Origin of the sequence: Hymenobacter nivis (assembly GCF_006439025.1) — a bacterium.
GTDB classification, from domain to species: domain Bacteria; phylum Bacteroidota; class Bacteroidia; order Cytophagales; family Hymenobacteraceae; genus Hymenobacter; species Hymenobacter nivis_A.
Genome location: NZ_RCYZ01000002.1, coordinates 186,251 through 198,659 on the forward strand (window position 1 = coordinate 186,251; position 12,409 = coordinate 198,659).

Below are 12,409 nucleotides of genomic sequence, written 5' to 3' on the forward strand. Positions count from 1 at the left end.
AAACACGAGAATGGTCCGACGAAACCCCTTGGGTTATTCGTCGGACCATTCTGTTTTACCCGGGGCCGCTGGGGCCTAGCTGCTCGCTGCTACGGGTGGCTTTCGTCTTGGCCAGCCATTAGCCGCAGCGGGCAGCGGGGTTAGAAACCGTAGCGCAAACCCAACTGGAACTGGTAGGGGTTGTTGTTGGGCGTCACCACGCCCGTGTTGGGGTTGATGTTGTAATTGTAGTTGCTGGTGGCGGCGTTGAAGCTGGCCAAGGAATAAATGCTTTGGTTGCCCAGCGTTTTAACCACGCCGTTGCTCTTGTTCAGCAGGTTGGTTGCGTTGAACAAATCGCCTGACAACTCGAGGTACTGGCTTTGGCTGAACGTTTTGAAGCGTTTGGCGATGCGCAGGTCAAGCTGGCCGTAAAAGCTGTTGACGCCGCCGTTGCGTTCGGCCACTTTGCCGATGCTGCGGCGCACGTAGTCTTTGAGGTTCTCGCTGGCGTTGGGGTTGTCCAGTATCGCCTGGATGCCGTTGCGCAGCGACTCCGGTGCTTTCGAATCCTTGGGGTCGAACACATAGGCCAGGTCGTTGGACGCCACAAAGTCGCCGTTCACGTTGCCGGCCACCAGCAGCGAGTACGGGGTGCCCCCGATGCCGGAGTACCGCACACCCACGCTGATGCCGTAGAACGTGGGCAGCGTGCCGTACACCACCACCTTAGTACGGAACTGGTTGTCCGAGGGGGAGAGCTTGCTCAGGTCGCGCGGGTTGTCGCGCACGGGCAGGGCCAGCGTGGCGGTGTTGGCCACGTTGCCGTTGTAGGAGGTGTTGTCTTTGGTGTCGTTGTAGGTGTAGCTGAACGAGATTTCGCCGTCTTTTAAGTAACGGTACGTGCCGTCGAACACGAAGGCGTACTGGTTCACCCGGCCTTCGCTGTTCAGGGCCAGCACGCGGCCCACCCGCGTGGTTTTGCGGCCCTGCGTCCAGTCGGTGGCGCCGTTGCTGGTGGCGATGGTGTTGGCCGGCACGTACACGCCCCGGTTGTCCTCGTTGCTCAGGCGGAAGTAGGGCTGGTCCACCAGGTTAGCATCGGTGTACATGTAGTTATTGCGGCCCAGGCTCATGTAGGCGCTCACCCCCAGGCGCAGCCGCTCGGTCACGAAGCGGTTGTAAGAAAAATTGGCTTTGTAAACGACCGGGATTCGGACGTCTTCGCGGTTCAGGTTGATGGTGGACAGGCGCTGCACCCTGGGGTCGTTGAACAGCTCCGTGCCGGGCGTGGTGGCCGGGTTGGCGCGGTAGCCGGGGAAGTTGGGCACCGGCACCAAGTTGGGGTTCGCCGGCGTGTTCGTGATGTCAACCGAAGCCAGCTTGGTGCCGTCGAACACCATGTTGTTGATCATGGTGTAGTTGAGGATGTCCGACCCGAAAATGCCGCCGCCCAGGCGCACAATGTCTTTCTGCCGCTCGCCCACGTTCCAGGTGAGCTGGGCCCTAGGTTGGAGCTGAAACGTGGTGAGCGAGTGGTCCGTGCGCAGCCCCAAGTCGTCGAACACCACCTGGTTGAAGTTGGGCTTGTTCAGGTACGTGGTGTAGTCGGCCCGGATGCCGGCCATTACGTCCAGCCCCGGGGCCAGGGTGGTTTGCATTTGGGCGTACAGGCCGGTGTTGATAAAGTTCTGCTTCACGCTGGGGTCGTCCACCAGCGGAATTTCCCGGGCGTAGCGGTACGGGGCCAGGTTTTCAAAATTGGTCAGGCCCGTGTAGTAGAACCGGCCGTTCAGCTCGCTGCCGTACCGCGACCGCAAGTGCGTGTACATTAAATCGGTGCCGAATGTGAAATTGATTTTGTCGGTGTTGTAGTACACGTTGTCGGTAATCTGCGACACGTTGCTGAAGAAGTACTCCGGCGCGTAGCGCTGCCCGCCCAGTTGAATGGAGGTGAACACGCTCTTGTCGTTCACCGTCGACTGGATGCGGTCGACGATGGCGCGCGGCAGGGTGGCGAACCCCGACGGCAGCTGGTCGCCCGAAATGCTCTCCACCGACGCCGACAGTTGCTGCACCTTCAGCTCGTTGGTCAGGCGCGGGCTCAGCGTCGAGCGCAGCGTGGCCAGCGTGCTGTTGCTTTTGTTGCGGCTGCTGCCGTACACTTCGTACAGGTTGATGGCCGTGTTGTCGTTGATGTTCTGGTTGTTGAGGTCGTAAACGTAGTTGTTGCTGACGGTCAGCAAATTCTTGTTGTTGAGCTGGAAATCGACCCGGGCGAAGATGGCGTCGGTGTTTTCCCGCTTATCAAACGAGCCGAACTGCTGCGAATTGGCCACCCCGTACTTGCCGCGGGCAATGCGCAGGTAGTTGTCGAGCGTGCCCTGCGTCACGTTCAGGCGCTGCTCGTCGGCGGGGCCCTGGATGTCGGCAATCTGCAGCGGCCGGGCGTCGCGCTGGTGGTCGTAGGCGATGAAGAACTGGGCCTTGTCCTTGATGATGGGGCCCCCCAGCGAAAAGCCGTACTGGTAAGTAGAGAACGGCACGTTGCGCTTGTTGCCGCGGATGTCGTAGGGCGACGACAGCTGGTTGGCCCGCACGAAGGTGAAGGCGCTGCCGCTCAGCGTGTTCGTGCCCGCTTTGGTGGCCGTGTTGATGGTGCCCCCGCCGCTGCGGCCGTACGTCACGTCGTACTGGTTGGTCACCACCTTGAACTCGCGCACCGCCTCGATGGAGATGGAGTAGGGGGCCCCGGTGCCCGCCGTGCCGCCGAACGTGGCGTTCTTGGCCGTCATCCCGTCGATGGTGTAGTTGGTGGAGGTGGCCAGCTGCCCCGATACGCTGCCCCCGCGGCTCAGGGGCGAAAGGTCGATGAGGGACGTGAAATTGCGGCCGTTGACGGGCAGCTTGAGGATGTTGCGGGCGGTAACGGCCGTGGAGGCCCCCAGGTTGGGGATGTTGTTCTGCATGCTGGAGGCGTTCACCACCACGGCGTCGAGCTCGTTGGTGGCCGTTTGCATCTGCACGTCCAGGCGCAAAATGTCGCTCAGGTTGAGCGTGTAGCCGCCCCGTTTCTGGGTGCCGTAGCCCACGAACGTAACCGTAACGGTGTAGGGCCCCCCCAGCGGCAATTGCTTAAAAGTATACTCGCCCTTTGGGTTGCTGGCCGTGTACGTGGTGAAACCGGTTGCTTCGTTGCGCGCCTGTACCGTTGCGCCCGGAATAACTTCTTTTTTATCGTCCGTTACCACGCCGCTAATGCCCGCTTGGGAAGTTTGCGCCACCGCAGTAATTCGTCCAAAGCCGAGAATTAAAAGTAAGAAAACGGTAATTGTTTTCGGTAGGTGTTGTGCCATTTGCAGGGGTATTATAAATTTGGCTGCAAAAGTAGAGGCGTGCTATTACGGCAAAAGTGTCTTTGTATTATGAAATATATTCACAGAAAATTCATTGCAATGGCCGCAATTCCGGCTAATTTGCGCCATAATTCTTCCGGTTTGCAACTGGTGCGCTAATTATTGGGTATGATTAAATTATTCGCCGAAGCAGAAAAATAATATTTACAAAACGATAAAATAAATTACACAGAAAGAGCACATGAGGCTTAATTTTAAATCGAGCATAATTAGCCGATAGTATAAAAAAATATTTAAATAAAAGTAATTGTGGATTTCTTAATTTAACAGTGGTAATTTTTTGTGCACCACACGGAACATTATTATAGTAGCTAAAAATGATGACTGAGAAATTAATTAATTGCAACATGCGCCTACTAATTCCTTTTCTTTCCTTGGGGCTACTGGGCGCCGCTGGGGCCGCTGCCCAGGGCCCTGTGCCAGTGCCGGCCGGTTTCGATGTGCAGGGCCACCGCGGTGGCCGCGGCCTGATGCCGGAAAACACCGTGCCGGCCATGCGCCGGGCCCTGGACCTGGGCGTGACCACCCTGGAAATGGACATCGCCATCAGCCAAGACAAGCAGGTGCTGCTGTCGCATGACCCGTTCCTGAACGCCGATTTCATGCGCACGCCCGAGGGCCAGCCCCTGGCCAAGAGCGAGGAGCAAAACCACCGGCTCTACGCCATGCCCTACGCCGACATCCGGCGCTACGACGCGGGCGGGGCCGGCAACCCCCAGTTTGCGCGGCAGCAAAAGCTGCGGACCTACAAGCCGCTGCTGGCCGAAGTAATTGACTCGGCCGAAGCCTACGCGCGGCGCAAGCACCGGCCCGCGCCGCGCTACAACATCGAAACCAAGCTCGCGCCCGCCGGCGACGGCCAGTTGCACCCCGCGCCGGAGGAGTTCGTGCGGCTGCTGATGGCCGTGGTGGCGGCCAAGGGCGTGCAGGACCGGGTGACGATCCAGTCGTTCGACCCCCGCTCGCTGGAAGTGCTGCACCGCACGCACCCGGCCCAGCAAACGGCCCTGCTGGTAGCAAACCAGCTCGGGGTGGCCGGCAACTTGCAGCGCCTGAGCTTTTTGCCCACCATCTACAGCCCCGCCCACCAGCTGGTCACCAGCGACTTGGTGCGCGAGTGCCACCAGCACGGCCTCAAGGTTGTGCCGTGGACGGTGAACACCGCGGCCGAAATTACCCAGCTGGTGCAGCACGGCGTGGACGGCATCATCACGGATTACCCCGACTTGCTGGGGGCCCCGGCCGACCCGAAAGCCCGCTAAATCCCGGGGCGAGAAAACTTGGGGGCCCCGGGCCGCGGCCGCCGAAACCCGGGCCCCGCCCTACCTTCGGCCGCTCACCCACCCGGCTTTTCACTCATGCGCACCTTCAACTGGGCCATTTTGGGCCCCGGCCACATCGCCCGCAAATTTGCCGCCGACCTGGCGCACGTGCCCGGCGCCAAGCTGCACGCCGTGGCCTCGCGCAGCCTGGCCAAAGCCCAAGCCTTCGCCGCCGAGTTTGGGGCCCCCCACGCGGTGGGCAGCTACGACGAGCTGCTGGCCGTGCCCGGCATCGACGCCGTGTACATCGCCACGCCGCACTCCGAGCACCACGCCCACGCCCTGCTGTGCCTGCGCGGCGGCCTGCCCGTGCTCTGCGAAAAGGCCTTTGCCCAGAACGCTAGCCAAGCGCAAGAAATGGTGCGCGTGGCGCAGGAGCGGGGCGTTTTCCTGATGGAAGCGTTCTGGACGCGCTTCTTCCCGGCCATCGCCCAGGCCCTGGAGTTAGTCCAATCCGGCGTCATCGGCGAGGTGAAGCACCTGGTGGCCGACTTTGGCTTCGCAACCCCCTTTAATCCCACCGGGCGGCTGTTCGATCCCGCGCTGGCCGGCGGTTCTCTGCTCGACATTGGCGTGTACCCGCTCTTCATCAGCCAGTTGTTCCTAGGGGCCCCAGCGGCCGTGCGGGCCGTTTCGACGCCCACCGGCACCGGCGTGGACGCGAACTGCGCGATGGCCTTGGCGTATGCCAGCGGCGCCACGGCCACCCTGTTTTCTACCATCGCCGCCCCCACCGACAACCGCTGCGTGCTGTACGGCACCAAGGGCCAGTTGCAGCTCACGGGGCGGTTCCACGCGCCCACCGGCGTGCGGGTGCAGCTTTTCGGCGAGGAAAAAGCGCAGGAATACCCCGCGCCCTGGGCCGGCGGTGGCTACCACTACGAAGCGGCGCACGTGCAGCAGTGCCTGGCCCAGGGCCTATCGGAAAGCCCGCTGCTCCCGCTGGCTTTCAGCTTGGAGCTGATGGGGTTACTAGACGCGGTGCGGGCCGAAATCGGGCTGCGCTACCCGGGCGAGTAGCGGCTGGGGGCTCCAGCGGGCCAGCGCCCAAGGCCCCAGAATGCCGTTACTTTGCCGGGTGTTCCGCTTCCTCTTTCCGCTGCTGGGGTTACTGGCCGGCCCCGCGCTGGCGCAGCCTTCGCCGCGCCATATATCCGCCGCCGCTGTGCCTGCTGCCCCGTCTTCCCCGCTGAAAACCTACGCCCTGCGCCTACGCCCCGGCGACGACCTGCGCCAGGGCATCCTGGCGTTTGTGCAGGCCCAACACCTGCGGGCGGGGGCCCTGCTCACGTGCGTGGGCAGCCTCACGGTGGCCACGCTGCGGCTAGCCAACCAGGAGGGCCCCACCGAGTACCGCGGCCACTTCGAAATCGTGTCGCTCGTGGGCACGCTTTCCACCCACGGCTCGCACCTGCACCTGGCCGTGGCCGACAGCACGGGCCGCACCCTGGGCGGCCACCTGCTCGACGGCTGCCGGGTGTACACCACCGCCGAAATTGTGCTGGCCGAGCTGCCAGCGCTGGAGTTTCGGCGCGAAACCGACCCCACCTTCGGCTACCAGGAACTGACGGTGCACTCGGCGCCCGCGCCTGCCCCGCCTAGAGCCCCGGCCAAAAAGCCGTAGCTTGGGCCGCGCATCCGCCGCGCGCCCGCCCCATGCCCGACCCTGCTTTTTCTGCCGCCGAGGCCCCGCAAGCCGCGGCTTTCCGCCGCCAAGTGCTTAGCCCCCTCAAGCTGCGGCTGTTCCTGCTGCGCAAGCTGCCGATGGCCGCCCTGGCCGGCCTGCGCCTGCGCGAGCTAACGCCGGAAGCCGCCACGGTCACCATCCGGTACAAGTACCTCACCCAAAACCCGTTCCGCAGCATCTACTTCGCCTGCCTGGCCATGGCGGCCGAACTGGCCAGCGGCCTTCAAGCCATGCTGCACGTGCAGGCCGGGGGCCCCGTGTCAATGCTCGTCACGGGCCTGGAGGCCACGTTCACCAAGAAGGCCACGGGCCTGATTGCCTTCACCTGCCCCGATGGCGCCGCCATTGCCCAAGCTGTGGCCGAGAGCCGCGCCACCGGCGAGGGCCGCACCGCGGTGTGCACCAGCACCGGCCGCGACGAGGCCGGCGACGTGGTGGCGGTGTTCCGCGTCACGTGGTCGTTTCGGGCCAAACGATAGGGCCCCGGGGGTGACGGTGGCGCGGGCTTAAAATCGCACAGGTTGCATGGAGCGAGGGCGGCCGCCGGGTTGCCCTCGCTCTTTTCGTTGTGGCAATGCGCGTAGCTCCGGCAAGGGCTGGGTGCTGGGCGAAAATCAATTTTCAAAGAAAAGTGATGTTTATTAAAATAATATAAATATCACGTCCTAATATCTTTGAGCCGTCATTTTTTTTTAATCATTACAGTTTAATAGTCAAACATATAATGGATAATAATAAGTATTGATTTTTGTAAAAAATAGTATTTATCTCGCTCTGTTATCACTTGCTGCTGGCTACATTCTGGTTGATTTCAACCTTCCACCAACGCACTGCTATGAAAAAAACCTTTACCATTCTATGCCTGATAAGCGCACTGGCGCCAGCCGCCAAGGCCCAGAGCGTCAACTACGTTACAGAAATTGCCACCACTTACAACGGGCTGTGGGTGAGTGCCAACGGCGCCAAGCCCGCCGAATACACCAATCCCGTGAAGCCGGATAGCTCGCACTACCTGCTTGCGTTTGTGGCCAATGGGGTGCGCTACTCGACGGGCGTGAGCGATGCCCGGCTGCGGCAAGCCAAGCTAGCTTTTACGCCCGGCCTGTACCGGGCCCTGCCCGTGGCGGCCATTGGCACAAACCTGAGCACCAAGGTGGGCCTGGGACAGCTTTACGACCACGTGAACAACGGGCCCAGCTTTCCGCCCCCCTTGCGCGACCTGGCGCGCTACCTCACCGACGGGCCCAACGGCCTAGACTTGGGCACGGGCGTGGCCAACATTCCCGCCGGTACCCTCACCTTCACCATCAGCAACGTGCAGGCCGCGGCCATCAACGACGGGGTGCCGGACGTGCTCGTGACGCAGTTTGCCGACCCGGCGGGCTCGTCGGACGTGTACAGCTTCCTGGATGCCACCGGGGCCGTGGTAGGCAAGCCCGTCACCGTCACCTACGGCAGCGCTTTCCCGGTGGTGGGCCAGTGGCTGGCCGATTTCTACGACGCTACGCAGAGCCTGTTGTCGCTGGCCCTGGGCTTCACCAAAACGCCCCGTGACCTGCGGCTGTGGACCGCCGACTTCAAGGAGTTTGGCTTGGTTGCCAGCGACTACCGCCGCGTGGCCAAGTTTCAGGTGCAGCTAAGCGGTAGCAGCGACGTGGCCTTTGTGGCGTACAACGCCAACGCCGCCACGGTGCAGGGCGTAGGGCCCCTGCCGGTGCAACTCACGGCCTTCGGGGGCCACGCCCTGCCCAACGGGGCGGTGCAGCTGGAGTGGCGCACGGCCAGCGAAATGAATTCGGACGCTTTTGAAGTGGAAGCCAGCGCCGACGGCCGGGCCTTTGCGCCGGTGGGCCGGGTGGCCGCCGCGGGCAACAAGGCCACTGCCACCGAATACACCTACCAGTACCGGCCCCGCACGGCCGGCCCGGGCTACTACCGCCTGCGCCAGCTCGACCGGGACGGCAGCAGCACGTACTCAAGCCCGGCGTTGGTGACGACCAGTGTAGCGCGCGCCGTGCAAGTGGCCCCCGTGCCCTTCGGCGAAACGCTGCGGCTGCAATGGCCGCTGGGGGCCGCCGCTGGTACGGCCAGCCTGCGGGCCCTCGACGGCCGGCAGCTGCACCACCAGGCATTCACGGCCGCTGACTTGGCCAGCGGCACCTGCGCGCTGGGCCACTTGGCCGCCCTGCCAGCGGGGGTATACCTGCTGCAGGTGGTGCTCGACGGCCAGCTTTCGGTGCAGAAGGTGTGCAAGCAATAGCCGCCCGGCGGGGACCCTGGGGGCCCCGCCGGATTACGCCAGCTTCGGCAGCGAATCCTTTGTGAGCACGTTCACCAGGCCATCTTCGCTCACGACCACGGCCAGGCAGGGGTAGCGCGAGCTTTCGACGTAGCGCAGGGCCGAGTTGTAGCGGGCCCCGCGGCTGCCGTCGCCGCGGCCGCTGGCGGTGCCGTCCAAAATTACGCCAATGGAGTAGCAGTAGCCCTCGGGGTCGAGCAGCACGGCCCCGTCGATGGCCGTGACGAGGCGCGTGATGAGCGGGGTGAGCGGCACGGGCTCGATGAGGGTGCACTGGAGCTTGAGGCGGTCGGCCTCGGCCAGGGCTTCGGTGGTGATGACGAGCAGCGTGCCGTGCTTCTGGCGGCTGGCCTCCAGCACCACGTCCCACAGCTTGTCCACTTTGGGCGCGTCGCTCAGGCCGAAGGTGCGCTTAAGGTCGCGCCGGAAGCTGGCGCGGCTGAGGCGGGCGCGCGGCAGGCCGGGCAGGCCGTAGTGGGCGCGCAGCAGCAAGTGGGTGCCGTGCTGCAGCTCCCAGGCGTAGTGGGTGATGAAGTTGACGGCGAACAGGTCTTCGCGGGCCGCGTCGTAGTGGCCCACTTGGCGGCCCAGGGCGTACACGTTTTCGCCGTCGGCGAGCAGGTGCACGTCGGGGGTGGTCATTTCCAGCAGCTTGCGCACGGCCCGGTAGTCGGTGAGCGGGGTGGGGCACGTGAGGGCGAACACCTCCTCCAGGTTGGGGTGGTGGCGGCGGGCCAGCAGCAGCCGGCCCACGCCCTCGGCGCCTTCGTAGCGCAGGCTCGAAATGGTGTTGCAGGTGACGAACAGTTGGGCCACGGCGGGGTCGAGGCCCAGGGCCTGGGCCGGCGTGTCGAGGAAGGAGCGGCCGGCGGCGCGCAGCAGCTCCTCGGCCTCGCGGGGGCGGCTCATCACGCCCGCGCCGGGCTCAGGCTCGCTAAGGTTCTTCACTGCCTCTTCGTTGAAGCGGTACATCACGGCCATGGCCAGCGATGTGGCCAGGGGCTTGCCGTCGGTGTAATAACGGTCGGGCAGCAGGGTGGGATGGGCCCGCAGAGCCTTGCGCTGGACCCGCAGGATCGTCAGAATAAAGCAGTCGTTGACCAAAATCGGCCAGCCCGCGAAGTGCACGTAGTGCGTATCGACGTCCAGCGCGTTGAGTACGTCCTGCACGGCCCAGCGCAGGCCCCGGCCTTCTTGCCGCCGGCGCAAAATGGCGGGCGAGAGGTCGTCGCGGTCATTGTAGGTCCACGGGCTGGAGTACTGAATGTCCTGGCCCCGGGCCACCACGCCGGCGAAGGGTTCGGCGGGCAAGGCATCGGCCCCGGCTTCCAGGAAGCGCACGGGCAAGTCCGTGTCGGTGGGCATGGCCAGCAGCTGCACCAAGGGGTTCAAGTCGTCGTCGAGCAGCCCAAACAGCTCGTCGGCCAGGGCCTGGATCGTGCGCCGGAAGCGGGCCTGGTAGGGCCACACCGGCGCCGCATCGGCGGGAATTAGCAGGGCGTCGGGCAGCAGGGTGTCGGTCTGGACGGTGTACATGGAACAGGGCAAAGGGAAGCGCAGGGGTAAGCACAACAGCGGGCGGGGCCAAAAAGTATGGCCCTGGGGGCCCGGCTAGGGCGCGGGGGGGACAGGCGCGTCGGTCCGGGGGGCCTACAGTTGGAACAAGACGGGCAGCACCAGCTTTTGCTTTAAGGGCTTGCCCTGGTAGGTGGCGGGTTCCCACTTTGGGGCCGTCCGGATCAGGCGCAGGGCCTCTTCGTCGAGGCCCGAGCCCATCTTTTTCAGCACCCGGGCATCCGTGAGGCTGCCGTCGGCCTGCACCACGAATTCGACCGGCACCTTGCCCTGGATTTTGCGCTGGCGGGCCAGCTTGGGGTACTGCTGGTTTTTCTCGATCCAGGCAAAAAAGGCATCGGTGCCGCCCACGGGGGTGGCGGGCTTATCGGGTGCCACCACAGCCGGCTGGTCGGGGTGGGCCGAGGCGGCGATGTCGGCGGCATTGGGCGGCGGGGCGGGGGCCCCACCCTTGGCGGGCAGTTGCACGGTGGCGGCTGGCGGCGAGAGCACGAAGCTTACGGGCACGGTCACGCGCTGGCGCACCACCTGGCCCCGGTTTTTGGCCGGCGTCCAGCGCGGGCCGCTCTTGATGAGGCGCAGGGCCTCGGCGTCGAGCAGCGGGGCCACGGGCTTGGCGACCTCCACGTGGCTCACCACGCCGGTTTTTTCCACCACGAAGCTGACCGGCACCGTGCCCTGCTGGCCCTGCTGCATGGCCGGGGCCGGGTAGCGCTGGTGGTCGGCCAAGAACTGGGCGTAGGCGGCCGTGCCGCCCAGTGGCACGGCCGGCTGGGCCACCGAGTCGAACACCTGGGTGCGGTCGGGCTTGGGGGCGGGGGGGCGCTTTTGGGCGTGGGCGGCGGGGCCGGTGGCCAGGCACAGGGCCCCGGCCAGGGCGGGGAGCAGAAGTTTGTTCATGAAGGAAAGATGAATTTAAAAGGGGCGCGGCCGGCGCATCCCCTTCAAAATACGTTAATTTTGGCTATTCCGTCGGCACTGTTTGGGCCGGCGGGCTTCTTTAACCGCCACTGCTGGCTACGGCCGGGGCCCCCAGCCGCGGCCAGCATTCGGCCGGGGGCCCCGGCGGCGGCGTATGACGGGGCTGCTCCTTTGTTCTTATTCCCATTCATGTACATCCGTCCCAATCTTCGCCCGCAGCTCATCTGGCGCTTATCGCGCAAAAGCCTACTGTTTTTCTTTGCCTACAACGTACTGATCTGCTTTTTATACGGGCCCTTGAATGTGCACGTGCTCGACATTCCGTGGCAGCCGGTGGCCTTGCTGGGTACGGCGGTGGCGTTCTACATCGGTTTCAAAAACAACGGCTCCTACGACCGTTTCTGGGAGGGGCGGCAGCTGTGGGGCAGCATCGTGAACACCTCGCGGGTGTGGGCGCTGCGGGTGTTTGACTTTGTGCAGTTCCCGGAGGGCTACCCCGACGGCGCCGAGGTGCACGCGCTGCACCGCCGCCTGGTGTACCGCCAGATTGCCTGGTGCAACGCCCTGCGCCTGCACCTGCGCCGCCAAACCAACGAGCTCTGGGACACGGAGGTAGCGCCCTTTCTGCTCGACCCCAGCGACTCGGCTGCCCGCTACGCCGCCAACCCGCCCACCCACCTGCTGCGCCACCAGAGCAAGGAGCTGCTCGACCTCAACCGCACGGGCCTGCTCACCGAGTTCCGCCAGGTGGCCATGATGCAAACCGTGCAGGATTTGTTCAATTTCCAGGGCGGCTGCGAGCGCATCAAAAACACGCCCTTTCCGCGGCAGTACGCCTACTTCAGCTCCGTGTTTGTGTGGCTGTTTGCGCTGCTGCTGCCCCTGGGCCTGGTGGAAGAGTTTGACAGCCGCCTGGCCCTGGGCCAGTACCACGTGTGGCTGATGGTGCCGTTTTCGGTGCTCGTGTCGTGGGTGTTCAACACCATCGAGATGGTGGGCCACATCAGCGAAAACCCCTTCGACAACACTATTAACGACGTGCCGATGACGGCCATTTCCCGCAGCATCGAAATCGACCTGCGCGAGCTGCTCGGCGAAACCCAGCTGCCGCCCAAAATTGAGCCAGTGGAAGACGCGCTGTACTAAAGGCGCGCTGTGCTAAGGGCCAGCTCGCCGCCGGGGGCCCTGGCTCGCCAGAACGCCGGGCCGT

9 protein-coding genes are annotated in these 12,409 nt (G+C 64.1%); 6 read left to right on the plus strand and 3 right to left on the minus strand.

Going from position 1 to position 12,409, the window contains the following annotated elements; translation table 11 throughout:
- Positions 1–140 precede the first annotated feature (140 nt).
- The gene (locus EAH73_RS05275) at positions 141–3,263 is read right to left on the minus strand and encodes a TonB-dependent receptor (RefSeq protein WP_317129374.1); all 3,123 of its coding nucleotides are present in this window, start codon (positions 3,261–3,263) and stop codon (positions 141–143) included.
- 506 nt (positions 3,264–3,769) lie between these two features.
- On the opposite strand from EAH73_RS05275, the gene EAH73_RS05280 reads away from it, so the two are divergent.
- The 5 genes from EAH73_RS05280 (at position 3,770) to EAH73_RS05300 (ending at position 8,664) form a co-directional block, all read left to right on the plus strand.
- Entirely contained in the window at positions 3,770–4,657 is an 888-nt protein-coding gene (locus EAH73_RS05280; RefSeq protein ID WP_240047151.1) for a glycerophosphodiester phosphodiesterase family protein, read from the plus strand.
- A gap of 96 nt (positions 4,658–4,753) precedes the next feature.
- Complete coding sequence (locus EAH73_RS05285; protein ID WP_140465454.1) at positions 4,754–5,737, plus strand: Gfo/Idh/MocA family protein; 984 nt, start codon at positions 4,754–4,756, stop codon at positions 5,735–5,737.
- A gap of 40 nt (positions 5,738–5,777) precedes the next feature.
- On the plus strand, positions 5,778–6,341 hold the full coding sequence (locus EAH73_RS05290; protein WP_140465455.1) for a PPC domain-containing DNA-binding protein: 564 nt from the start codon (positions 5,778–5,780) through the stop codon (positions 6,339–6,341).
- Positions 6,342–6,373: 32 nt separating this feature from the next.
- Positions 6,374–6,883, plus strand: a complete 510-nt coding sequence (locus EAH73_RS05295) for a PaaI family thioesterase (RefSeq protein WP_140465456.1) — start codon at positions 6,374–6,376, stop codon at positions 6,881–6,883.
- Between the two features lie 356 nt (positions 6,884–7,239).
- Positions 7,240–8,664 (plus strand): hypothetical protein, encoded by a 1,425-nt coding sequence (locus EAH73_RS05300; protein WP_140465457.1) that lies wholly within the window; start codon positions 7,240–7,242, stop codon positions 8,662–8,664.
- A gap of 33 nt (positions 8,665–8,697) precedes the next feature.
- On the opposite strand, the gene EAH73_RS05305 is transcribed toward EAH73_RS05300, so the two are convergent.
- Positions 8,698–10,239, minus strand: a complete 1,542-nt coding sequence (locus tag EAH73_RS05305; RefSeq protein ID WP_140465458.1) for a DNA integrity scanning protein DisA nucleotide-binding domain protein — start codon at positions 10,237–10,239, stop codon at positions 8,698–8,700.
- A gap of 114 nt (positions 10,240–10,353) precedes the next feature.
- Positions 10,354–11,178 carry an energy transducer TonB gene (locus EAH73_RS05310; RefSeq protein ID WP_140465459.1) on the minus strand — a complete coding sequence of 275 codons (825 nt, stop codon included), beginning with the start codon at positions 11,176–11,178 and terminating at the stop codon, positions 10,354–10,356.
- Positions 11,179–11,388: 210 nt separating this feature from the next.
- Here EAH73_RS05310 and EAH73_RS05315 point away from each other — a divergent pair, with 210 nt between their 5' ends.
- Complete coding sequence (locus EAH73_RS05315; protein WP_140465460.1) at positions 11,389–12,345, plus strand: bestrophin family protein; 957 nt, start codon at positions 11,389–11,391, stop codon at positions 12,343–12,345.
- Positions 12,346–12,409 lie beyond the last annotated feature (64 nt).

Bases quoted from the DNA above. Each gene is read 5' to 3' on its own strand.
- EAH73_RS05315 (WP_140465460.1), top strand. From the start codon at position 11,389: ATGTACATCCGTCCCAATCTTCGCCCGCAGCTCATCTGGCGCTTATCG.
- EAH73_RS05295 (WP_140465456.1), top strand. From the start codon at position 6,374: ATGCCCGACCCTGCTTTTTCTGCCGCCGAGGCCCCGCAAGCCGCGGCT.
- EAH73_RS05305 (WP_140465458.1), bottom strand. From the start codon at position 10,239: ATGTACACCGTCCAGACCGACACCCTGCTGCCCGACGCCCTGCTAATT.
- EAH73_RS05310 (WP_140465459.1), bottom strand. From the start codon at position 11,178: ATGAACAAACTTCTGCTCCCCGCCCTGGCCGGGGCCCTGTGCCTGGCC.
- EAH73_RS05290 (WP_140465455.1), top strand. From the start codon at position 5,778: ATGCCGTTACTTTGCCGGGTGTTCCGCTTCCTCTTTCCGCTGCTGGGG.
- EAH73_RS05285 (WP_140465454.1), top strand. From the start codon at position 4,754: ATGCGCACCTTCAACTGGGCCATTTTGGGCCCCGGCCACATCGCCCGC.
- EAH73_RS05300 (WP_140465457.1), top strand. From the start codon at position 7,240: ATGAAAAAAACCTTTACCATTCTATGCCTGATAAGCGCACTGGCGCCA.